The organism is Cytobacillus sp. C11.1 (assembly GCF_058145115.1).
In genome coordinates, this window is record NZ_CM176935.1 from 4838472 (window position 1) to 4862757 (window position 24286).

Annotated in this window: 27 protein-coding genes; 10 read left to right on the top strand and 17 right to left on the bottom strand. The window is 40.1% G+C overall.

The genetic code is table 11. From position 1 onward, the window contains the following. The first annotated feature begins 355 nt into the window (after positions 1–355). Positions 356–1564, top strand: a complete 1209-nt coding sequence (locus AC3ZVC_RS24035) for a M20 family metallopeptidase (protein ID WP_490065581.1) — start codon at positions 356–358, stop codon at positions 1562–1564. Positions 1565–1570: 6 nt separating this feature from the next. Here the strand turns inward: AC3ZVC_RS24035 and AC3ZVC_RS24040 are convergent, their stop codons facing one another. From AC3ZVC_RS24040 to AC3ZVC_RS24055, 4 genes are all read right to left on the bottom strand, one after another. Further along, entirely contained in the window at positions 1571–1798 is a 228-nt protein-coding gene (locus AC3ZVC_RS24040) for a hypothetical protein (protein ID WP_490065582.1), read from the bottom strand. Between the two features lie 18 nt (positions 1799–1816). Next, entirely contained in the window at positions 1817–2542 is a 726-nt protein-coding gene (locus AC3ZVC_RS24045; protein ID WP_490065583.1) for an EcsC family protein, read from the bottom strand. Positions 2543–2619: 77 nt separating this feature from the next. Beyond that, positions 2620–3828 (bottom strand): ABC transporter permease, encoded by a 1209-nt coding sequence (locus AC3ZVC_RS24050; protein WP_490065584.1) that lies wholly within the window; start codon positions 3826–3828, stop codon positions 2620–2622. Further along, a complete protein-coding gene (locus AC3ZVC_RS24055; RefSeq protein ID WP_490065585.1) occupies positions 3821–4561 on the bottom strand; it encodes an ABC transporter ATP-binding protein in 741 nt (246 codons plus the stop codon). Before AC3ZVC_RS24055 ends, AC3ZVC_RS24050 begins: the two co-directional genes overlap by 8 nt. A gap of 681 nt (positions 4562–5242) precedes the next feature. Here AC3ZVC_RS24055 and AC3ZVC_RS24060 point away from each other — a divergent pair. The 3 genes from AC3ZVC_RS24060 (at position 5243) to AC3ZVC_RS24070 (ending at position 7607) form a co-directional block, all read left to right on the top strand. After that, positions 5243–5662, top strand: a complete 420-nt coding sequence (locus AC3ZVC_RS24060; protein WP_490065586.1) for an HIT family protein — start codon at positions 5243–5245, stop codon at positions 5660–5662. Positions 5663–5868: 206 nt separating this feature from the next. Further along, positions 5869–6951: a 3-phosphoserine/phosphohydroxythreonine transaminase gene (gene serC, locus AC3ZVC_RS24065; RefSeq protein WP_490065587.1), complete on the top strand. Its 1083-nt coding sequence runs from the start codon at positions 5869–5871 to the stop codon at positions 6949–6951. A 128-nt stretch (positions 6952–7079) separates the two neighbouring features. Beyond that, the gene (locus tag AC3ZVC_RS24070) at positions 7080–7607 is read left to right on the top strand and encodes a tryptophan transporter (RefSeq protein WP_490065588.1); all 528 of its coding nucleotides are present in this window, start codon (positions 7080–7082) and stop codon (positions 7605–7607) included. 51 nt (positions 7608–7658) lie between these two features. Here the strand turns inward: AC3ZVC_RS24070 and yhzF are convergent, their stop codons facing one another. Continuing rightward, a complete protein-coding gene (yhzF, locus tag AC3ZVC_RS24075; RefSeq protein WP_490065589.1) occupies positions 7659–7868 on the bottom strand; it encodes a membrane protein YhzF in 210 nt (69 codons plus the stop codon). Positions 7869–8191: 323 nt separating this feature from the next. On the opposite strand from yhzF, the gene AC3ZVC_RS24080 reads away from it, so the two are divergent. The 3 genes from AC3ZVC_RS24080 (at position 8192) to AC3ZVC_RS24090 (ending at position 10246) form a co-directional block, all read left to right on the top strand. Next, positions 8192–8551, top strand: coding sequence for a YtxH domain-containing protein (locus tag AC3ZVC_RS24080; RefSeq protein WP_490065590.1), 360 nt, complete (start codon positions 8192–8194; stop codon positions 8549–8551). A gap of 300 nt (positions 8552–8851) precedes the next feature. Further along, entirely contained in the window at positions 8852–9427 is a 576-nt protein-coding gene (locus tag AC3ZVC_RS24085; RefSeq protein WP_214726123.1) for an HTH-type transcriptional regulator Hpr, read from the top strand. Between the two features lie 270 nt (positions 9428–9697). Further along, a complete protein-coding gene (locus AC3ZVC_RS24090; protein WP_490065591.1) occupies positions 9698–10246 on the top strand; it encodes a DUF3267 domain-containing protein in 549 nt (182 codons plus the stop codon). A 408-nt stretch (positions 10247–10654) separates the two neighbouring features. Here the strand turns inward: AC3ZVC_RS24090 and AC3ZVC_RS24095 are convergent, their stop codons facing one another. Continuing rightward, on the bottom strand, positions 10655–10747 hold the full coding sequence (locus AC3ZVC_RS24095; protein WP_144543361.1) for a YjcZ family sporulation protein: 93 nt from the start codon (positions 10745–10747) through the stop codon (positions 10655–10657). A 63-nt stretch (positions 10748–10810) separates the two neighbouring features. Beyond that, positions 10811–10894 carry a YjcZ family sporulation protein gene (locus tag AC3ZVC_RS24100; RefSeq protein ID WP_490068996.1) on the bottom strand — a complete coding sequence of 28 codons (84 nt, stop codon included), beginning with the start codon at positions 10892–10894 and terminating at the stop codon, positions 10811–10813. Positions 10895–11304: 410 nt separating this feature from the next. On the opposite strand from AC3ZVC_RS24100, the gene AC3ZVC_RS24105 reads away from it, so the two are divergent. Continuing rightward, positions 11305–12189 carry a peptidylprolyl isomerase gene (locus AC3ZVC_RS24105; protein ID WP_490065592.1) on the top strand — a complete coding sequence of 295 codons (885 nt, stop codon included), beginning with the start codon at positions 11305–11307 and terminating at the stop codon, positions 12187–12189. 114 nt (positions 12190–12303) lie between these two features. On the opposite strand, the gene AC3ZVC_RS24110 is transcribed toward AC3ZVC_RS24105, so the two are convergent. The 7 genes from AC3ZVC_RS24110 to AC3ZVC_RS24140 form a co-directional block, all read right to left on the bottom strand. Beyond that, positions 12304–12489 carry a sporulation YhaL family protein gene (locus AC3ZVC_RS24110; RefSeq protein ID WP_214726118.1) on the bottom strand — a complete coding sequence of 62 codons (186 nt, stop codon included), beginning with the start codon at positions 12487–12489 and terminating at the stop codon, positions 12304–12306. A 123-nt stretch (positions 12490–12612) separates the two neighbouring features. Further along, positions 12613–13557: a 3'-5' exoribonuclease YhaM gene (gene yhaM, locus AC3ZVC_RS24115; RefSeq protein WP_490065593.1), complete on the bottom strand. Its 945-nt coding sequence runs from the start codon at positions 13555–13557 to the stop codon at positions 12613–12615. Positions 13558–13795: 238 nt separating this feature from the next. Beyond that, positions 13796–14413: an LrgB family protein gene (locus AC3ZVC_RS24120; protein ID WP_490068997.1), complete on the bottom strand. Its 618-nt coding sequence runs from the start codon at positions 14411–14413 to the stop codon at positions 13796–13798. Beyond that, positions 14353–14484 (bottom strand): hypothetical protein, encoded by a 132-nt coding sequence (locus AC3ZVC_RS24125; protein WP_490065594.1) that lies wholly within the window; start codon positions 14482–14484, stop codon positions 14353–14355. Before AC3ZVC_RS24125 ends, AC3ZVC_RS24120 begins: the two co-directional genes overlap by 61 nt. Next, positions 14481–14840, bottom strand: a complete 360-nt coding sequence (locus AC3ZVC_RS24130; protein WP_490065595.1) for a CidA/LrgA family protein — start codon at positions 14838–14840, stop codon at positions 14481–14483. The genes AC3ZVC_RS24125 and AC3ZVC_RS24130 overlap by 4 nt, the downstream gene beginning before the upstream one ends. 391 nt (positions 14841–15231) lie before the next feature. After that, positions 15232–18231 carry an ATP-binding protein gene (locus AC3ZVC_RS24135; RefSeq protein ID WP_490065596.1) on the bottom strand — a complete coding sequence of 1000 codons (3000 nt, stop codon included), beginning with the start codon at positions 18229–18231 and terminating at the stop codon, positions 15232–15234. A 30-nt stretch (positions 18232–18261) separates the two neighbouring features. Then, positions 18262–19488: a metallophosphoesterase family protein gene (locus tag AC3ZVC_RS24140; protein WP_490065597.1), complete on the bottom strand. Its 1227-nt coding sequence runs from the start codon at positions 19486–19488 to the stop codon at positions 18262–18264. Positions 19489–19711: 223 nt separating this feature from the next. Between AC3ZVC_RS24140 and AC3ZVC_RS24145 the strand changes: the two genes are divergently transcribed. Further along, entirely contained in the window at positions 19712–20344 is a 633-nt protein-coding gene (locus AC3ZVC_RS24145; RefSeq protein ID WP_214726112.1) for a LysE family translocator, read from the top strand. Positions 20345–20395: 51 nt separating this feature from the next. Here the strand turns inward: AC3ZVC_RS24145 and AC3ZVC_RS24150 are convergent, their stop codons facing one another. Together AC3ZVC_RS24150 and AC3ZVC_RS24155 are read right to left on the bottom strand one after the other, a co-directional pair. Beyond that, complete coding sequence (locus tag AC3ZVC_RS24150) at positions 20396–21646, bottom strand: ABC transporter permease (protein WP_490065598.1); 1251 nt, start codon at positions 21644–21646, stop codon at positions 20396–20398. Continuing rightward, a complete protein-coding gene (locus AC3ZVC_RS24155; protein ID WP_490065599.1) occupies positions 21639–22538 on the bottom strand; it encodes an ABC transporter ATP-binding protein in 900 nt (299 codons plus the stop codon). Before AC3ZVC_RS24155 ends, AC3ZVC_RS24150 begins: the two co-directional genes overlap by 8 nt. 347 nt (positions 22539–22885) lie before the next feature. Here AC3ZVC_RS24155 and AC3ZVC_RS24160 point away from each other — a divergent pair, with 347 nt between their 5' ends. Continuing rightward, positions 22886–23071 carry a YhzD family protein gene (locus AC3ZVC_RS24160; RefSeq protein ID WP_214726108.1) on the top strand — a complete coding sequence of 62 codons (186 nt, stop codon included), beginning with the start codon at positions 22886–22888 and terminating at the stop codon, positions 23069–23071. Between the two features lie 297 nt (positions 23072–23368). Here AC3ZVC_RS24160 and AC3ZVC_RS24165 read toward each other — a convergent pair whose 3' ends face one another. Beyond that, on the bottom strand, positions 23369–24160 hold the full coding sequence (locus AC3ZVC_RS24165) for an enoyl-CoA hydratase (protein ID WP_490065600.1): 792 nt from the start codon (positions 24158–24160) through the stop codon (positions 23369–23371). Between the last annotated feature and the right edge of the window lie 126 nt (positions 24161–24286).

The window sequence follows — 24286 nt, forward strand, 5'->3', positions numbered from 1 at the left end:
CCACACCAGTCTTATTTCCTAGACGATCCATAAATTCAAAAAAAAATATGAGCCTTCTTTTAATATGCCTGTAAAGAAAGATGAAAGATAGCTATCAAAGCTTAATATTTCCCCGCTTTTGACGGCATATAAAAAATAAAGAAAAATAGCTGCTGATGCAGAAAGAAAAAAATATGCCCACTTAGACCTACTCATTTCCAATCTTGCTAACTCCTTCCATAATATACCTTAATCTATATTATCATTCTTTTTTATCTTTTATTATGTAAAATTTACTGATTACGATAAATTCCTCTTTATCTTAATAAAGAATGTTATAATAATGGAAAAATTAAATCAGATGGGAGAGAGAATCATGTCCGAGAATTTATTTAAAAAATTAGAAAACTATTACGATGAGATGGTATCCATCCGCCGTTTTCTTCATCAGCATCCAGAGGTATCTTTCAAGGAAGAAAAAACCGCCCATTACATTAAATCCTATTATGAGAATTTGGGTATTGAAGTCCGCGGGCATATCGGCGGAAATGGAGTAGTAGCTAAGGTCTATGGCAAAAAACCCGGCAAAACAATCGCTTTACGGGCTGACTTTGATGCACTCCCTATACAGGATGAAAAGGATGTACCATATAAATCTTTGGTACCGGGGGTCATGCACGCCTGCGGCCATGACGGTCATACGGCAACATTGCTTGTCCTGGCAAAAGCGCTTCATGAAATGCGTGAAGAATTAGAAGGTACATATGTAATGATTCACCAGCATGCAGAGGAGTATGCACCAGGCGGGGCTATTTCTATGATTAAAGATGGATGCCTGGATGGAGTTGACGCCATCTTTGGAACCCACTTATGGGCATCAGAGCCAACAGGAAAAGTCCAATACCGCGTAGGTCCATTTATGGCGGCAGCAGACCGATTTGAAATTACCGTCCAAGGGAAAGGCGGCCACGGAGCACAGCCCCATAAAACGAAGGATGCGATCGTAACAGCTTCACAGCTTGTTGTTAATCTCCAGCACATCGTTAGCAGAAAAGTAAATCCAATTGATTCAGCGGTAGTGACAATTGGCTCATTTGTTTCTGATAACGCGTTTAATGTTATTGCCAATAGAGCTAAATTAATCGGAACAGTTCGCACATTTAATGAAGAAGTGAGAACAAATATTGAGGAAGAAATTGAGCGCGTTGTAAAAGGAACATGCTATACAGCTGACAGTTCTTATGAATACAATTATCACAGAGGCTACCCTGCTGTCGTAAATCATAAAGCTGAAACAGAATATTTAGTGGACTGTGCTGAGAAAATTAATGATGTCAATTGTATAGAAGAAACAGATCCTGAAATGGGCGGAGAGGATTTCGCTTATTATCTGCAGCATGTAAAAGGAACTTTCTTCTTTACTGGAGCCAAACCAGAAAACACACCTGAGAATTACCCGCACCATCATCCAAAATTTGATATCGATGAAAAAGCCATGCTAATTGCTGCAAAAACGCTCGGTGCAGCTGCTTTAAATTATCACAGCTTCCAGGGAAGCAAAGATTCAGTTGAAGTAGGACAGTAAGAGGTTTTAAGATTTGAATAAGCTGGCCGGTTTATAATCGGCCAGCTTCTTTATTCTTTTTGATATAATTAATTTCTGGGACACATCCTGTCCAATCTTATCAACACAAGTGTATCCGATGACGATACAATTTCTTTCCCACAACGCAATTGAAGCATTTAATTGCCGGGACAACGTATTGATCGTCAATAGCGACTCAATAACTTCAGGGAACGGCACATTATCTCCCCACATAAAGAAACAGCCCCAAGCCTAATCAGGCCTTGGAGCTGTTTTTAATATTCGAAGGCGGTAGACATTTTTTGCTGTTTCACCCAGATGATCAAGCAAGTTGTAGTTCGCGTATGCCCCAACTGCAGCTCCTATTCCTGGCACAAGCTGAAGCATCTTAACAAAGTCGATATAATCGCGGTATTCCTGCTGAAATTCTTTCCAGTCCAATTCTGTCAATCCCTCTTTGCGGTCATCCCACTCTTCAATCAGCTTAAGGGTGTCCTTCCTTTTATCATCACTTGAAAACGCGAGCTGAAAGATATGCAGGATGAAGAGCCGTTCCTCATACTCATCTGTATCATAGCCATAGATGGCAGCGGCCTCAAAAAGGAATTTCATTTTAATGCTTAACAGGAGAGGAAAATCAGCCAAGCCAAAGAGGATCCCTCCCGCTCCTGTACCGGCTCCCTCTACAGCAGCCGTTTTGCGGAAAGCAGCAATCTTTTGATTCAGCATTTCATCCATGTCGGCCAATTTGCTGCTGGAAGCTTGTTTTTTCCTTGTGGTTGCGTTTGATCCTATCAGAGTTGCCTTCACCATATTTTTAATGCTATCTGTGATGATTTGATGTGCTTTTTCTGGTATAAGGCTATTTACCTTGGTTTGCGCTTTTTTTGAGAGGCGATTTAGCAGTCTGGAGCGTTTGTTTATTTGCCTCTTCCATTCCTCAATTTCCTGATATGCTTTTAATTCATACTGTTTCATGGCATACCTTCCTTTTGTCAGGATTGATATTAATACGCATATCACCGGAAAATAGTTTCAATTTATTCCATCCTGGCTTATTGCAAACGCTTTTGGATATACATATGGGTATACACATAGGCAAAAACAATACCTGCGGCTAAAGTTAAAAGTGAAGCCGCCCAATCTCCCTTTGCCATAACAGCTATTGATAGTAAGAAGGACTGCAAATATAAAATGCCTGACAGCAATTGTTTAAAGGATTTCTCTTTAAGCTTTCCTTGAACGGGATACAGGTTCACCCATAATTTATTTTGATAGTGGTTCCAAAGCGGCAAGAGCTGAAAGCCTGTTAAATACATAAAAAGCAAAACCAGCAGAACTTGGCCTATCCCAAACGAAATAACGTAAATCGCTGCACCGCCGATAATTGTTAAACGAATATACAGGCCTAAATAATCACCCGACCGGAGAAATGTCCTTACAAACAGGTTTTTGAAAGTCTCTTCCTGCCTAAAAGGAATGCTTGTGAGCAGCCAATCGAGCCATTTTCGTCTCTTTATCTGATCCCTGAGCTTAGGGACATCTGTAAACATATTGGCCAGCCGGTAAAAAGAAGTCATTCTTTTTTCCTCCTGGTCAATTAAGAACTCCCATTTTAGTCCCATACCTTTTGACTTCGTGCTGAAGTACCAATACAGTATGATGAGCAGGGCTCCGACCGCCAGAATAAATATCGGATTTGCACCTGAGAACAGCAGATAAAGAAATGCCGCATTGACCGCATAACGGACAAAGGTATCCAATAAATGAACGTTGGTTTCAACATAATATTGAATTTTCCACCGGATAAGGAGATTAACTGCTTTTAAGGCCAAAATAATCGCTAAAAGCGGCAAAAAGGCTTGAAAATCCCCTTCATTGACACGGGCATACATTGGCATAAAAATCCCAAGTCCCATGATAAGCAAGTAGGCATGCACCATAAAGCTGACAACCATCGAACGTTTAAAATACCCTGAAAGCCGGTCTTCAAGCGGCAAAAGGAACACCTTATCCGCTTCTGAAAGAAACGTATAGATCGGACTGTATGTAAGTAAAATAGCAAGAATAACCGCCATCACTGCGGAAGCGGGAAAATGCTCCGGCAGAGTCTTTAGCCATTCCTGATAATAATATGCGGCTGTGCCCAGCAGGAAAACCATGACAATGACCATATGGCCATTAAAAATATATCGAAGGTAGCGGGAAAGCTCTTTGCTTGTCCTTCCAAACCGCTCTTTCCACAATCGTTTTTCATCAAACATAGTCTTCTTCCTTTGTGAGCTGAATATATAAATCGTCAAGAGTCGCTCCCGGCATGGCAAATTGCTGCTGCAGTTCTGCTAATGTGCCTTTTGCCCTTACTTTTCCTTCATGTAATATAACAAAGCGGTCACAATATCTTTCTGCGGTGGCAAGGATATGTGTAGACATAAGAATGCCTGCACCGCTCTCTTTCATCTTCTTCATGAGGTCAAGCAACGACTGGATTCCAAGCGGATCAAGCCCTACGAAAGGCTCATCCACTATATATAAAGAAGGCTGGACAAGAAAAGCGCACATAATCATTACCTTCTGCTTCATCCCTTTTGAAAAATGAGCGGGAAACCACTTCAGTCTCTTTTCCATACGAAATTCCTTCAGAAGCTTTTCTTGTCTTTTTTTATATTCCGCTTCCGGAACACCGTAGGCCATTGCTGTAATCCTCATATGCTCCTCCAGTGTTAATTCATCATATAGAATAGGCGTTTCAGGTACAAAGGTGAATTGTTTGCGATAGCCTTCTTTATCCTCGAGAAACTTCATGCCATTTATCGTGATCCGGCCTTCATGCGGTTCCATCAAGCCAATTACATGCTTTATGGTCGTACTCTTGCCTGCACCGTTCAAGCCGATCAGGCCTACTATTTCATTTTCCCCCACTTCAAAGGAAACGTCCTTCAGAACCGGGTTTCTAGTATAGCCGCCTGTTACATTCCTTATCTCCAAAAGAGCCATTCTCAACGTCCTTCCCTTATGCTATGTAAGACCATTGTAAAAAAAGCCAAAGCGAGTTGTCCAGTTTGGTAAAAAATCTTTAAATTCTTTTACATATAAAAACCCAAAGCGGGCATTCTAATTTATGAAGGGGAAACAAGTCATTTGATTCCATCGAATGATCAAAACTCGAAATGAGGTGTCTGTCGCAGACAGTTTCCTTTCAGTATAAGCTTCAAACGTTCCTAACAAGGGGATGGTTGCATTGCACAACAGTGTGAAAAACCAGCAGATCTTAAACACTTGATCGCTTTACCCGTAAGTGGTCACTAAGTCATTTTTTAAATGAGGTGTTTGTTAAAGACTATCATCCAGGCTTTATACGTTGAGAAACATATAAAGAAATAAGGGGATGGTCCGATTGAACAAAGATCGATTTTCTCTAGAAATAAACACAATTCATTAAAAATGAGGTGTTTGTCAAAGAGAATTTCCTGAAGTAGAAACGTCAAATAGAAGCTTCCCCTTCACGAAGGCAGGATTCCCTTGCGGATCCTGCCTTTATTTATTATTTATCAAGGCTCTTTTCTAAAAGAAAGACTTGCAGACAAAAACTAAACTGTTGGAAGTTTCACTTTATCGTTTTTTGGTGAATATGGTAAAATCGTGTAAAATGGCTAAATGAAGATTGGAGATGTTTAAATGAGCGATTGTATTTTCTGCAAAATCATCGGCGGTGAAATCCCCGCAGCCAAAGTTTATGAAAACGAACATGTGATGGCGTTCCTGGATATTAGCCAGGTCACAAAGGGTCATACACTTGTAATCCCAAAAGTACATAAAGAAAATTTATATGAAATGGATCCGGAAACAGCTCGAAATTATTTTGAAGCTGTTCCAAAAATTGCAAAAGCCATAAAAGCTGAGTTTGATCCGGTGGGTTTAAATTTGATTAATAACAACGGCGAACTTGCAGGGCAAACCGTTTTCCATTTTCATTCGCATCTTATTCCCCGCTATGGCGAGGGAGACGGGTTGGGAGTTGTCTGGAAGTCCCACCAATCAGAATATACTGCATCCAACCTTCAAGAAATTTCAGAAGGCATAAAAAAACATCTTTAGCACTCTGGCTTTCCTGTTCACACAGGAAAGCTTTTTTGCTGTTAACCACCCCTTAAATAATATGCATGACCTCCTAATTAATTTTCTAAATGTTCATTATTTTCTCTGTACAAAACAATAAATTTTGATAACATATAAAATATCTTTATTTCTTCACAGCGTTATAGTAAAAGATAATATTTTCACTTGAATTTGGAGGGAGAAACATGAACCGTGCACTAAATTTTAATGCAGGACCTGCAGCATTGCCAGAAGCGGTTTTAAAGGAAGCAGAAAAAAATTGGCTTAATTTCAATGGTACAGGAATGGCAATTATGGAACTTAGCCATAGAAGCAAGGAATATCAATCTGTTCATGATAAAGCAATCTTACTGCTAAAGAAATTATTATCCATCCCTGATGACTATGAGGTGTTGTTTATCCAGGGCGGAGCTAGTCTCCAGTTTTCAATGGTTCCAATGAATTTGCTTAATGAAGGCCAGACAGCCCATTATGTTTTAAGCGGATCATGGTCGGAAAAGGCGTTAAAAGAAGCAAACAAAATCGGCAAAACCTTTATCGCAGCTTCAAGCAAGGATCAGAAATATCGTTTTATTCCGAAATATAATGAAGATGCAAGTCTGGAAAATGCAGCTTACCTTCACATCACAAGCAACAATACAATTTATGGTACACAATGGCATTCATTTCCTTCAAATGAGAAAACACCATTGATTGCAGACATGTCCAGCGATATTCTAAGCAGGCCATTAGATACAAGCAATTTTGATTTAATTTATGCTGGTGCCCAGAAAAATCTTGGACCTTCAGGTGTTACGGTAGTGATTATCCGCAAAGAACTTTTGGAAAAATCATCTGAAGAATTGCCATCCATGCTGAATTATAATACTTATGCCAATAACAACTCCCTATATAACACACCCCCTACCCTGGCAATTTACTTGCTTGCTTTAGTGCTGGAATGGGCGGACAGGGAAGGCGGCCTTCAGGAGATCGAGAGAATAAATGATGAGAAAGCAAAAATCCTCTATGATGTAATAGATGAAAGTGAAGGCTTTTACCTGGGGCATGCTCTTAAAGACAGCAGGTCCATTATGAATGTCACTTTTAACCTGCACAGCGAAGAGGCTTCAAAAAACTTCTTGCATCAAGCAAAAGAAGCTGGATTCGTCGGACTTGGCGGCCACCGTTCTATTGGAGGCTGCCGCGCTTCCATCTACAACGCTGTTCCGGCAGAACATGTCCAAAGGCTTGCTGATTTTATGAAAGCCTTCAAAAACAAAAATTAAAAGATATTAACACTTTTCATTCAAATAATATATGTTATAATGAGTTAACGTTTTTCGCTGCAGGCAATGAGTGCACTGCAGGAGGAACAATTTTTAAGAGCTTTAGAATAGCAGAGGAGAGATGAGAAATGAATACAAAGAATTTGGTGGCCCTTTCCCTATTAGTTGGGATGGGAGCAGTACTGCATGCTGTAGTTCCTGGATTTTTCCTGGGAATGAAACCCGATATGATGCTTACAATGATGTTTTTGGGAATTATCCTTTTTCCTGACAGAAAAAGTGTTTTGCTTTTGGGATTGGTAACTGGCTTAATTTCCGGCCTAACTACAACCTTCCCTGGCGGATTATTACCTAATATTATTGATAAGCCAGTCACAGCATTCACATTTTTTGCTTTGTTTTTAGCATTAACGAAATTCAGCAAGTCCATTGTCAGTGCAGCTGTTCTAACTGCAGTCGGAACAATTGTTTCAGGGGTCGTGTTTTTAACATCAGCATTCCTGATTGTCGGACTTCCTGGGCCATTCGCAGCATTATTCGCAGCAGTCGTATTACCGGCCGCTGCCGTTAATACAGTGGCTATGGTAATTCTTTACCCGGTTGCCCAATCAATAGCAAGCAGAACAAAGCTGACGCAGCAGCCTATCAGTCAATAATATAATATAAAAATATAAAGCCCGCAGACTGCGGGCTTTTCTATATTTTACTTATTGAAAACTACCCAAAATCAGGCCAATCAGGAATAAGAGTGCCCCCCCTGCCGCTAAAGCAGCGGCTCTTTTTTTAAGAACATATTTCGGTGGATAGACTCCCGGTTTTTTTATTGAAAGCAAAAAATGGATTCCCCCCAAAAACAACACCACACTTAATGCAAATAAGCCAGCCGCCGCTCCCGACAACCGATCTCCTCCCTTCAAACACCATGCTGTAAGTATCCCTTAGTGAATTGTATGCCTGTTTCTGGCCAGCTATGAGAGGATATGGTTTACCCTGCCTGCTTTTGTGATATAGATAGAGGAATGCTCCTTTAATTTTTGCTGTGTCAAAGCTCAATGGTGATTTTGCACTTGTTGATTGGAGCGGAAGGGTACAAGGAGACGAGGAGCATCAGACGCGCCATCAGTTTGCCGGGCGCTTTGAGCGAAATCAGCAGGCAAATTTAAATAGCTTAATTTTTAGCTTTAGAAAAAGGAATAATGTAGTAAAATAGAAATATAATCAACATTTTGAGGTGAAGTTTATGAAAGCCAAATCTTTATTGCTTGGGTTCTTAGTTGGCGGTGCTGCTGCCGGCATTTCCACTCTTTTAACAGCACCTGCTTCAGGAAGAGAAGCAAGGCAATATTTAAAAGACAGCAAATACACTCTAAAAAATCAATTAACAGAGCTTAAGGCTGAAATAATGGATATAAAAAACTCTGCTTCCATTGCATCTAAGGAAGGAAAATCTGCATTTAAAGAATTCTCAAAAGACATTAAACTTTCCATTAATAATTGGAAAAATGAGATTCGCCCCCATCAGCATGAACTGCAGCGTGAATTACAGGAAATTGAAGCAGCCATCCGCGAGCTTGAAACAAACTTAAATTCAAATAAATAATTTTCCAAAAAGTCCTTCTTTTTATTTGGTTAAAAAGAAGGATTTTTTAATTTTTAACCGAAAACCAATATATTATAAAAATGCTTCATTTTTTATTTTATATCAAAAGTTGCTATAATCCTTGTCGTAGAGCCTTTTACAGAAATGCGAGAAGATATTTCTAAAAATTTTGTAAATTTATATCTTTATTAATTTTTGTTTTATTGGCATAATGATAATAAGAAAAGCAATAGTACAGCTGGACTATCGTCCAGAAATGAAAGCTTTCTTATTAATTTTACAAAGTAGGTGAATTACTGAATGACGGATAAACCAATTTCAATGAAGGAAGCAATGATTTTCAGCCAAAGAATTGCACAACTGAGCAAAGCCCTTTGGAAGTCGATTGAGAAGGACTGGCAGCAATGGATTAAGCCTTATGACTTGAATATTAACGAACATCATATTTTATGGATTGCCTATCATTTGAACGGGGCTTCTATTTCGGATGTTGCAAAGTTTGGTGTCATGCACGTTTCAACTGCATTCAATTTCTCCAAAAAACTTGAGGAACGCGGTTTTCTCCAATTTTCAAAGAAAGAAAGCGATAAAAGAAATACTTATATCAAATTGACTGAAGAGGGAGAAAAGGTGTTATTAAGCCTAATGGAAACTTATTCACCTGAAAAAAATGCCGTATTCTCCGGTGCGATGCCATTGAGGGAGCTGTACGGAAAGTTCCCTGATATCATTGAAATCATGGCTATTGTCCGCAATATTTACGGTGATGACTTTATGGAAATCTTTGAAAAGTCCTTCGCTAATCTTGAAAATCAATTCGATGAAGAAGAAGGTAAATTAAAGAAAAAAGAAACAGCTGAAAAGGAACTTGTATAGAAATAGAATAGTTCCTTACCTTATAAAATAGTATGTAAACCCTTACAAAGCGGATGAATCACATTCGCTTTCCGTCTTGGTTCCGTTTGCTCACTTTTTCACATTCTCCTTATACTCCCCCTCTTTTATATAATCCGATTCCCCTAAAATAAAAAAGATTTTATTCGACAAAATGCTTTAAATTTCCCTATTGATTTTTTTCTATATTCATCGTAAAGTATCTTAGTGAGTTTGAAAGAATACTAATTTCTCCTTTTGGAGGTATTTGATATGATGAATTGCTGGAAGACGATTAACTTCACGAAGCAATATGGATCGCAAAGACTTTTTATATTGTCTTCCTTAACCATGCTGGCTACGTTTATTTTTACTTATGTTCCTGCAACATACTTATTTGTGCCAGAAACCTTTTACGATAATTATTTTATTTTCTTTGTGGCAGGCTTATGGTTTATGTATCCATTGCATAAACTGCTACATTATTTGCCTATTGCCCATCTAGGGAAAATTGTTAAAAAGCGCGTATCATTTAGATATGGCATTTTGCCAGTTATATATATAAGGATTACTGAACCTATTTCAAAATGGCTTTTCCTGACTGCTATTATGGCGCCGACTTTGATCATTAACAGCTTACTGTTAGCTGCATGCTTTATTTTTCCGAATTATGTTCATTATTTAGTTATCTTGTTTGCATTTCATGCTGGAATTTCCTTTTCCGATATGGTTTGTGCCAAAAATGTGCTTACTGCACCAAATCATTCATATATTGAAGAAAACGAAGACGGATTTGAGATTCTGCTGCTTACACATCAATAACTTTATAGGATGATAGCAGGTATCCTGAAAAAGGATACCTTTTACATAACATTGCCTTTCTTCTTAGGCAATCTTTTATACTATCTTTTTTTTGTGAATTTTGTTATTGTAAATAACAGACAAAACATAAAAAGCTACTAAATGACTGCCCAAGGAGGGAATCTTGGATGATTCTCCATTTTTATTATTTTTGCCGTTTTTATATTATTTTATATTAACAAGATGACAAATTCACTTTGTCTCCAAAAAGAGATTCCTGAGGAACGGCAGCCTAAAGTATTTAGAACGATTAACATTCTTATTACCATACTGCTTATATCTTCCTTTGTTGAAATCTTGTATGCATAGCAAAAGCGGCGGAATTTTTCCGCCGCTTTTTATATACTTTTATTATTAAGCATCAAAATCTTAGTACAGCCAAGATGCTCCAATAATGATTAACAAAATGAATAACACGACAATTAAGGCAAAACCTCCGCCGCATCCGTGTCCTCCAGACATATGATTGCCTCCTTTCGAATTCCGGCACAGGGCCCAATTAACCAGCCCTATGCCCTCTTAGATTTACAGCCACGCTGCGCCAACGATGATTAATAAAATGAACAATACAACGATTAACGCGAAACCTCCGCCGCATCCAGCACCCATGATAACACCTCCCCTTCAGGTTGCTACCATATCCTACTCATTCGCCTCTGTGGTCGGATAGGCTTTTATCCCGGCTAACCCGACTTTTTCAGGCTGCTTGAAACCTCCCATCAGAGGGTTTCCATGTATCATATGTACAAAAGGACGTAATGGGATGGGCAAATACCCAGATTTTCTAAAAATCACGTTGGATAAACATCCACTAAGATGATTTTTATACCGCCTTTCTGCTTTTGTTATTTTTTACATTTATGGTATAGTAGGGATTGTGATTAAATTGAAAAAAGTTCTGTTAAAGTGCATTTCTGGTTATGGCACCCTGTTGATTGGGACGAAGTCGCCAGTATCTGGAGCGGAAATCAACAGACAAGTTTAATGGGGCTTTGAAAAAAAAATTAGGAGTGTTCAACATGAAGAAATGGATGATATCCCTCTCCATTGCAGCCGGAGTAATCGGGCTAAGCGCATGCAACAATGCTGGTGATGAGTCTGGTGATGTAGTCGTTGAAACAAAGAGCGGAAACATTACAAAGGACGAGCTTTATGAAGCGATGAAGGAAAAATACGGGGAACAGGCTCTTCAAGAGCTCATTTATGAAAAGGTTCTTTCTGATAAATACGAAGTAACAGATGAGGAATTAAATGAGAAAGTAGATGAATTAAAGCAGCAGCTTGGCGCTAACTTTGAAATGGCACTAATGCAATATGGATATAAAGACGAAGAAGATATAAGGGAAACATTCAAAACTGGCTTAATGCAGGAAAAAGCAGCCATTAAAGATATTGAAGCAACAGAAGAAGAAGTCAAAGAATATTACGATAACTACAAGCCTGAAGTAAAGGCCCGTCATATCCTTGTCGAAGATGAAAAGACAGCCAAGGAAGTAAAGAAAAAGCTTGAAGAGGGCGGAAAATTTGAAGATTTGGCAACAGAATATTCAAAAGACCCAGGCTCTGCTGCTAATGGCGGCGATTTAGGCTGGTTTGGCCCTGGCAAGATGGTACCTGAATTCGAAGAAGCAGCTTATGCACTAAATGTGAACGAAATTAGCGATCCAGTAAAGTCTGAACATGGGTTCCACATCATACAAGTAACAGAGAAAAAAGAGAAAAAGTCATTTGAAGAAATGAAGGAAGAAATGGAATACCAAGTTAAAGTGTCCAAGCTTGACGGTGAGAAGATTCAGCAGGCGATGGAGCGCGAATTAAAGGCTGCTGATGTAGACATTAAAGATAAAGAGCTTAAAGGCATCCTTGAAGAACCTGAAGCTGAAGCAGGAACTGAAGAAAAATAAATTCCTTTAAAAAACGGGCCTTCCTTAGGAGACCCGTTTTTGTTTTTTATTGATCTATTTGTCAGTTTATGGATGCCATAGATGAGGAAAAATACGGTAGCTGTAAATTTTATTTCACCCTGCAGATTGCTGGGAAGTCTTTCGCTCTTCTTTTTCCCTTTCAAGACGTTTCATATAAATCTCGCCTTCACGTTCAATGCTGTCGTGTTCTACCTGTTTCTCTTCCCTGCCTGTCTTGACAGCCATATATGCACTTGCAACGATCCCGGCTGCTACAAAATATACCCATAATGGAATCATTATTTTTCCCCTCTTTCTATCAAAATGTTTATCCAGTTATTAAAGATATGTATGCTTGTACTAAAAAAATATGTTGGGAGGAAACAAAAAAACACCCCTCCCAAATGGGAAAGGCGGCTTATTTTAGTTATGAAAAGTAGGCTTATAGAATGAACGATTGTCGAGAGGAAATACTCGTTCAGTAAATTCTCCCGGTTTCACTCTCTCAAGAGCCCTGTCCAGCATATTCATTTTCGCATCAATATTATCGATGTAATGAAGCATTTCTGCTTCCTTAATAAGAGGCGGCTTCGGACTGCCCCATTCAGCTTTGCCGTGATGGGAGAGAACCAGGTGCTGCAGAATCATGATTTCTTCACCATTGATGCCCAGTTCCTCAGCTGCCTTGCCAATTTCATTAATCATAATGGTAATATGACCCAGTAGATTTCCTTCTACCGTATAGGATGTTGATATCGGTCCAGACAGTTCCGTTATCTTCCCTAAGTCATGCAATATGACTCCGGCGTATAATAGATCTTTATCCAGGCTTGGATACAGCCCGGCAATTGCTTTCGCCAAATCAAGCATGGATACAACGTGATACGCAAGGCCAGATACGAACTCATGATGATTCTTGGTAGCGGCCGGATATTCAAGGAAATCATTTTGGTGTTTCTTCAATAAATGGCGAGTGATTCTTTGGATATTGGGGTTTTTCATTTCAAATATATATTGTGTAATTTTACTCATCATTTCATCAGTACTTAATGGCGCTGTTTCGAGGAAATCTGCCAGTTTTACCGGGTCTGCCGGGGACGCCGGCCGAATTTGGCGGATTCTAAGCTGATTGCGGCCACGATAATTCAGGATGTCCCCTGCCACCTTAACAATCGTTTCAGGGCTATAATTCTTCGCATCATCATCTGAAACATCCCAAAGCTTCGCTTCAATTTCTCCACTTTGATCCTGGAAAATAAGTGTCAGGAATGGCTTTCCATTACTGGCAATCCCTTTAGCTGCACTTTTAATCAGTAAAAAAAGCTCAATTTGTTCTCCTACTTCGTAATAAACAATTCCTTTTGACATACGTGCACCTACGCTCCCTTCAAGAGGTTGTTTAAAAAGGCCGGGAAAAATACCAATCAGGCTTTTTGTCCTCCTTTTCAAACACGCAATTCTATTAACCTAGTATACCATACAGACCTGTTCCCCTACTAAACTAATCATTTACCATTCTAACGGTCTGACTGCGCTTATTGCTTTATCCAGCATAAAAAGCCCATTCATCATTGGATGAATAGGCTTTCTATTTTTTGATATTTTATTACAGTAAAAGCAAAAAGACTGGAATCAATAAAGACAGCAAAATCGCGGATGTCGTCATTGCTATGCATCCCATTGCCCCTTCTTCCTTTCCCCACAGGAGCGACCGATTGGCGCCCAGCATTTGAGCGGAGGTGCCCATCGCAAGGCCTTTTGCAGCTTTGCTTTTAATTCCAAGCAATTGCAAAAGCCTGGGTCCTAACATGACAGAGAACAGGCCTGAAAAAAGAACAAAAAAAACAGTAAAGGCAGCGGTACCTCCAAGGCCATCTGAAACGGTTAAGGCAACAGGCAGCGTTACGGAGCGCGGAATGAGAGACGCCTTGATTTCCTCGCTAAAATGAAAAGCGTGGGACATCAGATAAACTGCAAATATACCTAAAAAGGTTCCAAAAAACACACCCGATAATATCTTCTTAAAATGTTTCCTCATTAGTGGCCATTCTTTATATAATGGTACTGCAAAAGAGACGATGGACAACTGCAAAAGCAGCTCAAATAAACTGCTGCCTTTTTGATATTCAGCAAGAGGGATATTAAATAAAAGGAGAATTATGATCAGAAGGGCTGTTCCAGTGTACAGGGGATTGAGCCAGCTTTTCTTAAACTTTCTGAAGATTGCAAGCTCGCGATATAACTGCCAAGAGTCATCGTTATGCAGCCTATACTGCTGAATAAAATTGAACTCATTTTTTACTCCTCCTCCTTATTTTTTCAACCCATTGAACAGAGTACGCTGTTCCCAATAGACAGCAGAAGCTGCTTATAATCAGTACTAGAATAAAATGAAAATCCAGTAAAGGAATGAAATTGGGAGATAAAAACAATCCAATTATAAAGGGGATAAACAATAGGGTCATGTGTTTGATTTGAAAGACTGCTATCCTCTCTATCCAATCCAGCTTAACTAGACCTTTTACCAAAAGGGCTAATAGCATGATCATACCCACTACACTGCCGGGGAGCGGAATATGAAAGACGGCAACAACAAAATTCCCTGCAAGAAGAAAAACAGCAAGTATAAATATTTGAATGGGCCATGGCAACTTTTATTCTCCTTCCTGACTGCTTTTTATCAGCATAAAGGATAAAATCAGAAAAAACATGAAATGTGTAAGGTTTCCTTACATACTTTTTAACTTTTTGTTAGATTTTCTTCCTTCTCTTAAATATAGGCTGTGTTAAACCTGAATGTTGATTTTAGCACCCTGTTGATTGGAGCGGAAGGCACTAATCCCGCGAAAATGCAGTCGCATTTCCTTACGACGAGGTGTTTATACAAGGAAGCTTATTCAAAGTCCAGCGGGAGAAGGAGTCAAAGGGAGACCACACAGGTGCTAAGCGCCGAGGAGCGTCGGACCGCCCGCTGTTCGCTGAGTAGCTGGAACGGAAATCAACAGGCAAGTATAACAGAGCATAAATATAAAAAGCTGCCTGTCATATTCGAACAGGCAGCTTTTCCTTCGTAACCGACTTTATTTGTTCTTCCGGAAAATATGGAAGCAGATGTTTATGACAGGTAAAAAATAAAATTTGCCGGTCTGGAAGATTTTTTAACAAGCTGATCATTTTCTCAGTCCGGATATGATCGAAATTTACAAAGCTGTCATCGATAATGATCGGGAAAGGATATTTTCCGTAAATAGTAATTGCCAGCGCGAGCCTAAAGGAAACATATATCTGTTCCGCAGTTGCCTGGCTCAGCTCTTTTGCTTCAAAAGTTGCGCCTTCCTTGCTTTCTATAAGAAACCCGTGCCCTTCCTCTTTAGGATAAATGCGGACATAGTTCCCATTTGTTAAATAAGAAAGATATTCTTCTGCCTTTTCAAGCATTTTAGGCAAACGTTCATTTTTAAAGCTGCTAATCGTTTTTTCCAAAATATCCTTCGCAGCTGCATACTTGGCCCATTCTCTGGCCTCTTCCTCAAATTCAGCTTTTAATAAAGCAAATGTGTGAAGCAGTTCTGTATAAGTCCCTCCCTCTTCAAGCAGCTGAATCTCATACTTTATTTCTGCCAGGCTGCTTTGCAGAGAAGGGATGCTATCACGAAGCTTGTTTAATTCGTCAGTAAGATTATGAATGGCCATTTCTGGATTTTCCACATTCATAAATTTATCAATTTCATCCTGTGAGAAGGAGTGCATATTTATTTGTTTACGAATTTGTTTAATTTGTTCATCAAGCTCTGCTAATTTCTGTGCGGCTACACCTATTTCAAGATAATCTTCAGCTGTTTCTGTTCCCGCAAGTGCCAGCTGCTGATCATATTCTTTATTGAAATGTTGAAGTTCAGCAAGTACTGTGCTATATTCATCCTCCAGCTCATGAAGCTTGGCTTTTCTTTCTGCCAGCTTAATATGTTTCTCTGTTTCTTCCTTCATTCTTTTTCTTAATTGGTAAGCGACTTCTTGGACACTGCCCTGCTGCTCCTCCAAAAGTTCTTTTAGGCGCTGAAAGTTGATTAGCTTCTCTTGGATTCCCTGAGCTGCTGCAGTTTTTCTTTCCATTACATAATTCTTCTCCCTGTAGAGCGCCTTTAGCTGCTCAATAAGGCTAAAAGCCTCAGGCAAATGGGATTTGGAAATATCAGCAGGAAGGAATAGCAAATTCCCAAGTCCAATCATTTCTTTGTCCACATCAGCATATTCCTTTTCCCATTCTTCAAAATATCCAATGACTTTTTCATATTTCTCATTGGCCTGCACAAGCTGAAACTTATATTGACGGAGCAGGCTTTGCAATTCGCTGTCTTCTTGAAGCAGTGCCTCCAATTTAGCTGCATGCTGAATTGGAGGCTGTTTCAATTTATCCTTTAGTGCGCTCTCTTTTTCAGCAAGAGCCATTATTTCATCTTTTATAAAGTTATGATTTTCCTGCACATGCTTTTTGTTAACCATGAAGCCACAATAGGCTATTCCTATCAAACCTGCAAATGCAAGAACCCACGTTTGGCTCCACAATCCCCATCCGAACAAGACAGCAAAAAGAATTCCAAAAACAAAAAGCTGAGCTTTTTCCTGCTTTCTTTTTTCAGAACTATTTTTCCGTTCTTTTTCTTCAGCTTTTTGGAGGAAAAAAAGCCTTTCCTGTGTATCCTCCAGTTCTTTTTCAAGAAGATTCCTGTCTGCTGAAAGGCTCAATTTTTCCTTAATAGCTGCCCGTTCCGTTTCCGTTAAGAGCTGATCTTTCACCCCGTCCAACTTGCTTTCGATGTCCTCCAATGCTGACCTTTCATCGTTAAAGCGCTCGTCCAGTTCCGACTTTTTTGTAAGCAAGCGATTATGGCGCATTTGAGCTTTATTTACCTTTTCTTTCATGAACACACTGGTGTCTATTTCTTCCAGCTGTGTTTCATCAATTTGAAGATGAAGCTTTTCCTGAAGGATCAAAATTTCCTCTGAAATGTTTGCAAGCTTTAATGATAATTCGCTTTCCTCTTGCCTAAGCTTTTCCAATAATGGAATTCCCTCAATTGCTGCATGTATTTGCGGCTCATTCTCCAGCAGATCATAATCAGGCTTATTCTTCTCCAGCTCCTGTCTAAGGGTGCCTATCCTGGCCTCTAGACTTGCTTTACGCCCCTCCAGCGGCTGAATTAAACTTTCAAGCTTTTCAATCTTCGCCATGCCATCAACAGGGAATGAAATGTCTTTAAATTGTTCCCTTTCTCTTCTTAGCTCTCTTTCCTCTGTAATCAGCGGAAAAAGCTCCTGCCATTCCTTTAAGTGATACAGCTTCTGCTGTATATACTGCTGGTCATCCTGAATCCTTGTTATGTGCTTTTCAAGCGTTTCTTTTTCATGTAGTAAAGTCCAATACTGTTCATTTTGCCTTTCCGCTTTTTTCAGATTCTGATGCAGCTGTTTCAATTCGTTTAACTTTACGTTCAAACTCGGCTTTTTTCCGTTTGGCTTAAAGCGGCTTTCCAATTCTTTTTGGAGCGTATTTTCCGCTGTTACCAGCTGGTCAGTCCCCAATGAACCTGCTGAAAATAAATATCGTCCCAAATCTTCGCCCTTCATTTGGTTTATATTTTGCAAACCATGGATGTTAAAGGAAAAAATGGATTGAAAGAGGGACTTATCAACATGGTGAAGAAGCTCGCTTAAAAGCTCTTCTCCTCCCCTTGTACCATCTTGAAGAATAACGCTAACATCTCCTGCAGCCTTTCCCTTTACCCGCTCGATAATAGCCTTCCCCTCTCCAGGAAACACCGCTGTAAGCCTCCCGCCAAACTTTGCGCCTTCCTTTGGCTCATACCTTAACTCTGTCTGAAGCCTAGTCGGAAAGCCAAAAAGAATGCTATGAATAAAAGACATGATGGTGGATTTCCCAGCTTCGTTCTCACCATAAATCACTTGAAGAGATTGAATATCGGATAGGCTGAAATCCGTTAACTTTCCGTACCCATAAATATGTATATCGGTAATTTTCATATCCGCACCTCCTTCATTGTATACTGCGTTTTAAGCGTGCTCTTTGTATAAAAGATCCACAAGCAGGACCTCTGCCTCCCCGGCAATCCTGCGCTTTTCTTCCTCATGAAGATCTTCCAAATATTTTCTTGCAAGCGGGTGCCCATACAAAGGGAGAATACTTTCGCAAACGTCTGCAGCTTGCTCTGCTGTTTTAAAAAGCTCGCTGAAAAAATCGGATTCCTGTACCAGTTTTTCTTTACTCCATATTCTTTTTTCATTTACAGCAAGATTGGAAACCCACACGAACGATTCCTCTACTGTTTCTTCCTCCTGCAAGGCGTCAAGCAGTTCACCATTTGCGATACTTTTCATTTCGTGGCTGGAAAGTCTGACATTGTTTAATGTCAGACTAACTATTGTCCCCTTCGTGTTCTGCCTCTTATCTTCAATCAGTCTTTTACACATTTCAAATAGATCATGAAAAGAATCAGCATTTGAAGCATTCATTCTCGCTTCTTCCCATATTACAGCCGACGCTTCCAGGAACTCTGTCTTTGCACCCGTTTCAGTCAATTCAACCAAATAGCATCCTTTCAGACCAGTTTCTTTCCGGTTTCGTCCCTGTGTATTGCCAGGATAAATCACTGGAGGCTGTTCGTTTAATATTTCCCGTTTATGTATATGGCCGAGCGCCCAATAATCAAAGTTTTTTTCAAGCAAATCCTTTAAACGGAATGGAGCATATTTGTCATGCTCACTGCTGCCTTCAAAATGGCCATGAAGGATCCCGATATGCAGGTCGGCTCCATCCATTCTTGTGTAACGGTCAATCATCCGCTCCAGCACATGTCTCCTGGGATAGCTGAAACCATATAAATGGACAGAGGTGCCATTTTCAACTGTATGTTTCATCACTTCAACATCATGCGAAAATATTCGGACATTATCGGGCATTGGCATATGGACCCATTGTCCCTCCCTATGATCATGGTTTCCATGAACCGCAAAAACAGAAATCCCTCTCTCAGCCAGACGTTCCATCTCTTTGCGAAAGCGGGTCTGCGCCCTAATGCTCCGGTCTTCCCCATCAAACAAATCCCCAGCCAGAATAACAAAATCCACCGCATTGATAATAGCTGCATCAACAATTTTGGAAAATGCGGCAAACGTGCTTTCCTGGAGCTTTTTAAAAATAGCTTGAGGCAAACTCTTCAACCCAGCCATCGGACTATCCAGATGCAGATCAGCAGCATGAATAAACGTTACCCTCTTCATATGAACTTCCTTTCATTCCTTTTCTTTCATTTTAACTCATCCAAAAAGCGAATGCACGTTCCTATCGCAAATAGTTAATAAACTTCTTTTTTTCCTAAAAAGTTTTCGTGAAAAACCCTATCCGGTTTTAACCATGGAGGCTTGTGCATAAAAATGTACAAGTACTCTTTCCAAGGGCTGAAAATATAGCCTGCGGAAAAATAAATGGGCGGAGTGGTCATTATTGGGAATTGGAATTTATCTAAGTTATGTTTTTCTTGGACTGTCTTTAGCAGCCCCAATAGGGCCGGTTAACGCAGTCAGACTGGAAAAAGGCATTAAAAACGGGTTTTGGCATGCCTGGATTGTAGGGGTAGGCTCCATGTTTGCGGACGCCTTTTATATGCTGATTGTATACCTCGGACTTGTGCACTTTTTGGACACCCCAATCGTACAGATCTTTCTGTGGCTATTCGGGGGATTTATTCTCTTATATACAGGATTTGAGAGCATTATTAATGCCAATAAGATATCCATTAACTACGTCCGCAGTAAAGATTCATTGTTCAAGTGCTTTTTCTCTGGCTTCATAATGTCCGTTTCAAGTCCACTTTCTATCCTGTTCTGGCTGGGCATTTACGGATCTGTTCTGGCAAAAACAGCAGCTGCTTACGGGAAAGCAGAACTCTTTTTGTACAGTACGATGATTTTTATCGGACTAATGCTCTGGGATCTTTTTGTAGCAGGCCTGACAACAGGCTTCCGCAAGTTCCTGACATCGAAAGGTATTATTCTCATCTCCATTCTCTCAGGTTTATCCCTGATCGGATTTGGCGTTTACTTTGCATTCGAAGGATTAAAGGCATTGTTTGCTTAAAAACTTTCAGCCATGAAAAAAGCTCCGCTTAGAACGGAGCTTTTCCCTTTATTATTCATTTTTGGTTAGCTGAATGGCTTTTTTAATATCTTTAAAAGAGTTGGATTTTCCGTACATCAATACGCCGCCCCTATATACTCTTGCGCCAAACACAGCCAGTATAGTAATGGTCACCAGAAGAATAAGAATACCTAGCAAAGGCTCCCATGCAGGCAATGACAGCATTCCAACCCTCATGAACATAAGCATTGGCGTAAAGAATGGAATATATGATGTGATCGTCACGAAGGGTGCATCCGGCTGGTTCAAACCGAACATGGCAATCATGAAGCCCGCAACAACCATCATCGTCATCGGTGTAATCATCTGCTGGATATCTTCTATCCTGCTGACAAGCGAGCCAAGAAAAGCCGCCAAAGTCGCATAAAGAAAATATCCAAGCAAGAAAAAGATAAGTGCATAGGCGATTGTAGAGGCAGGAATATCCCCAAATCCGAAAAATTCAAAAAAGCCGCCTTCCATTGAATCGAGATTTTGTTTAATTGAATAATAACCTACCAGTAAAATCAATGCCATCTGTGTCAGGCTGAGCAGCCCGATGCCCAGTATTTTGGCAAACATCTGCTTGATCGGCGACACACTGGAAATTAGAATTTCCATCACCCGGGAGGATTTTTCAGTCGCTACTTCCATGGCAATCATATTTGCATACATGATAACAGCAAAATAGATGACAAATAACAGGACGTAAACCAGACCTCTCGCCTGGTTCAGTTCTTCCTCAGTTTTAGCATTTTCCTCCAGGGCTATTTGGTTAAAAGCAATAGGTTCATATAATTTCCCCAGCTCCTCAGGACTAAGATTGATTTGCGTAGCGGCCAGCTGGGTTTTTAGCTGCTGCAGTCCACTCTGCAATTCGGAAGGAACGGCAGAATCAGCAATGCTTCTTGCTTTATAGGTTGCTTCGGGGAGATTTTCCTTGTTAAAAGACAGCAGCAGCAAACCCTTGAATTCGCCCTCTTTGACAGCTTCTTCTCCTCCTGCTTCTGTGCCTTTGTAAGCTTCTAGGATGATGTCCTTGTTTATGACCTTCATTTGCTCTTCCAATGAACTAAACAGCACACCGGTCTGGTCCATAACTGCGATTTTTTCTTCATTTTCTTTATTAAAAAAGTCAATAATACCGGATAGATTCGCAAGGCCTACCACAATCAGCACAGTAATAACGGTCGTAATAATAAATGATTTGGTTTTCAGCTTGCTAAGATAGGTATGAAGAAGGATAGTCATAAAATTATTCATAGGAAGCACCTGCCTTTTCTATGAAAATGTCATTCAGGGATGGCTCCTCCAGCATAAATTTTCGGACAAAGCCCCTCTCAGCAATCTCCCTAAATATTCCCTCAGCCGCTTCTTCTCCTGGTATCTGTAAATGTATTCCTTCTGCAGTCTTCCTGGCCTTAGTTACACCAGGGCTATTGGCCAAAAAGCTTAAATCATAATCAGCGTGGATCACAAGATTCTTCTTTCCAAAGGAGCGTTTAATTTCCTTAAGAGAGCCATGTACGACAGGCCTGCCTTTCTGCATAATACATAAATGCTCGCAAAGCTCTTCCACATGTTCCATCCGATGAGAAGAAAAAACAATCGTCGTACCATTGTCTTTTAGTTCCAAAACCGCTTCCTTCAGCTGCTCCACATTAACAGGGTCAAGCCCGCTGAACGGTTCATCCAAAATCAAAAGCTTCGGCTTATGAATAACAGCCGTAATAAATTGGATCTTCTGCTGATTTCCTTTTGAGAGCTCATCCACTTTTTTATTTGCATTTTCAGGTACTTTAAAGCGCTCTAGCCAATAGGCTAATTCTTTTAAAGAATCCTGCTTGTTCATTCCTCTAAGCTTTGCAAGATATACAATCTGGTCCTTTACCTTAAGCTTCGGATACAACCCTCTTTCTTCAGGAAGGTAGCCAATCAGCGGACTTGTTGAATAATCAATCCGCTTTCCGTTCCAAGTAATCTTCCCTCCGCTAGGATCCAGCAATCCCAGAATCATCCGAAACGTTGTCGTCTTACCTGCTCCGTTTGCCCCAAGAAATCCAAACATCTCACTCTCGGGTATCGACAGAGACAAATTATCAACAGCCGTAAACTGGCCAAAACGCTTTGTAACATGTTCAAGCTGCAATGCCATTTTCTAACTCCTCCTTTGCCTAACTTGTAATACGGACAAAAGGCGAAAAAGGTTCAATTTTCCATAAAAAAATATTAAGTATTAGATTTTTCTTCCGTATAGGCAAGATTCGTTTTAAATTAAGGCCTTTAGCTTGTTTTTCTGCTTCAATGGGAACTATTGACTCCGGTTAGTGCCTTTCAGCTCGGTTTTCCTCCTCCGACGGGAACTATTCAACTCGATTAGTGCCTTTCAGCCCATTTCAGCCCGACGAGGCTCTGGCTTATAAATTTCTTTTGCACATTCACAAAAATTATGCAAGAATAATAGTAACTATCTGAATTTTATAATAAAGAGGGGGAATCACGATGAAAACATACAAACTTACTGCATTTGAGCAGGACGGGGAAAAGATTTTGGAGGAGTCCTTCCAGGCAGCTAATGATGATGACGCAAAGGGTCTCGGAGAAAAAATGCTCAAGGAAAAGGGCTTGGATGAAAAAACTCACCGCTGCACTTCACCAGCAGGAAAACTTATATTGTTTCATAGATAAAAAAGCAAAGGGCTCTGGCCCTTTGCTTTTCCTTTTGGCTCTATTAAATTTGGCTGTTGATTTCAGCACGAGGCACTCAGCGAACAGCGGGGCTACCGGGAGCCTCCTCGACGCTCTGCGCCTGCGGGATCTCACTTGGAGCGCTACTCCCGCAGGACTTTGAATAAGCTTCCTTGTATAAACACCTCGTCGTAAGGAAATGCGAATGCATTTTCGCGGGATTAGTGCCTTCCACTCCAATCAACAGGATTTCAAAAACAACAATGAGCTTTAACAGAGCCTTTCTTTAAAATCTATTTACTTTCCTTTAAAGACAGGTTTCCTTTTTTCAATAAATGCCTGGATGCCTTCCTGATGATCCTCCGTTTGTCTCATCTTATGCTGACCGAGTTTTTCAAGCTCCAGCACTTTTAACAAAAGAGGACGGTTTTTATCTGCAAGGATTTTCTTCGTCTTGATCATGGCTTCTGTTGGGCTGTTAAGCCATTTGCTTAGCTTCGATTCAACAGCGGTGCGTAATTCGTCTTCAGCCACTTCATGAATAAGACCTATCTGCAGCGCTTCATCCGCAGAAAGTGCCTTTCCTTCCCATATTAATTGCTTGGCTTTATCCTCGCCAATACGCTGCTGGAGGAAGAAGTGAGAGCCTCCATCCGGAATTAATCCTATTCCAATAAAATTCATAGCCAGTTTGCTGGATTTCTCTGCCAATATATAATCTGTTGCTAATGCAAGGCTGAAGCCAAGGCCGGCTGCTGCCCCCGTAACTGCACTGATGGTCAGCTTCGGCATACTGTAAAGAGTTACAACCAGCTCATTAATACAATCCATAACCGAAGAGAAATCGCTTTCATTTGCTTCCAGAAGCATCGTTTTAATATCTCCACCTGAGGAAAATGCACGGCCGTTGCCTTTTAAGACAACTATGTCGACCTCATCCATATGGCTTACTTCCTTCATTATCGCCAATAAACCCTTTAGCATTTCAATATTTAATGCATTTAATGATTCCGGCCTGTTCATCTCAACGGCTGCAACACGCCCATCGATTTGCAGATTGACAGTATCAGTTACAAAATCTATTGCCAAAATCCTTCCCCTCCTTTTCTTCGCTTCTTTTATTATAAAGAGTATTATTATATTTAAAAAGCATTATGTCTAAAGATTTTAAATTTTGTCATTTATTTTCATAGATAAAAGGCAGCACCTAAAATA

Bases quoted from the DNA above. Each gene is read 5' to 3' on its own strand.
- AC3ZVC_RS24035 (WP_490065581.1), top strand. From the start codon at position 356: ATGTCCGAGAATTTATTTAAAAAATTAGAAAACTATTACGATGAGATG.
- AC3ZVC_RS24040 (WP_490065582.1), bottom strand. From the start codon at position 1,798: ATGTGGGGAGATAATGTGCCGTTCCCTGAAGTTATTGAGTCGCTATTG.
- AC3ZVC_RS24045 (WP_490065583.1), bottom strand. From the start codon at position 2,542: ATGAAACAGTATGAATTAAAAGCATATCAGGAAATTGAGGAATGGAAG.
- AC3ZVC_RS24050 (WP_490065584.1), bottom strand. From the start codon at position 3,828: ATGTTTGATGAAAAACGATTGTGGAAAGAGCGGTTTGGAAGGACAAGC.
- AC3ZVC_RS24055 (WP_490065585.1), bottom strand. From the start codon at position 4,561: ATGGCTCTTTTGGAGATAAGGAATGTAACAGGCGGCTATACTAGAAAC.
- AC3ZVC_RS24060 (WP_490065586.1), top strand. From the start codon at position 5,243: ATGAGCGATTGTATTTTCTGCAAAATCATCGGCGGTGAAATCCCCGCA.
- serC (WP_490065587.1), top strand. From the start codon at position 5,869: ATGAACCGTGCACTAAATTTTAATGCAGGACCTGCAGCATTGCCAGAA.
- AC3ZVC_RS24070 (WP_490065588.1), top strand. From the start codon at position 7,080: ATGAATACAAAGAATTTGGTGGCCCTTTCCCTATTAGTTGGGATGGGA.
- AC3ZVC_RS24080 (WP_490065590.1), top strand. From the start codon at position 8,192: ATGAAAGCCAAATCTTTATTGCTTGGGTTCTTAGTTGGCGGTGCTGCT.
- AC3ZVC_RS24085 (WP_214726123.1), top strand. From the start codon at position 8,852: ATGACGGATAAACCAATTTCAATGAAGGAAGCAATGATTTTCAGCCAA.
- AC3ZVC_RS24090 (WP_490065591.1), top strand. From the start codon at position 9,698: ATGATGAATTGCTGGAAGACGATTAACTTCACGAAGCAATATGGATCG.
- AC3ZVC_RS24095 (WP_144543361.1), bottom strand. From the start codon at position 10,747: ATGTCTGGAGGACACGGATGCGGCGGAGGTTTTGCCTTAATTGTCGTG.
- AC3ZVC_RS24100 (WP_490068996.1), bottom strand. From the start codon at position 10,894: ATGGGTGCTGGATGCGGCGGAGGTTTCGCGTTAATCGTTGTATTGTTC.
- AC3ZVC_RS24105 (WP_490065592.1), top strand. From the start codon at position 11,305: ATGAAGAAATGGATGATATCCCTCTCCATTGCAGCCGGAGTAATCGGG.
- AC3ZVC_RS24110 (WP_214726118.1), bottom strand. From the start codon at position 12,489: ATGATTCCATTATGGGTATATTTTGTAGCAGCCGGGATCGTTGCAAGT.
- yhaM (WP_490065593.1), bottom strand. From the start codon at position 13,557: ATGTCAAAAGGAATTGTTTATTACGAAGTAGGAGAACAAATTGAGCTT.
- AC3ZVC_RS24125 (WP_490065594.1), bottom strand. From the start codon at position 14,484: ATGAGTTCAATTTTATTCAGCAGTATAGGCTGCATAACGATGACTCTT.
- AC3ZVC_RS24135 (WP_490065596.1), bottom strand. From the start codon at position 18,231: ATGAAAATTACCGATATACATATTTATGGGTACGGAAAGTTAACGGAT.
- AC3ZVC_RS24140 (WP_490065597.1), bottom strand. From the start codon at position 19,488: ATGAAGAGGGTAACGTTTATTCATGCTGCTGATCTGCATCTGGATAGT.
- AC3ZVC_RS24150 (WP_490065598.1), bottom strand. From the start codon at position 21,646: ATGAATAATTTTATGACTATCCTTCTTCATACCTATCTTAGCAAGCTG.
- AC3ZVC_RS24155 (WP_490065599.1), bottom strand. From the start codon at position 22,538: ATGGCATTGCAGCTTGAACATGTTACAAAGCGTTTTGGCCAGTTTACG.
- AC3ZVC_RS24160 (WP_214726108.1), top strand. From the start codon at position 22,886: ATGAAAACATACAAACTTACTGCATTTGAGCAGGACGGGGAAAAGATT.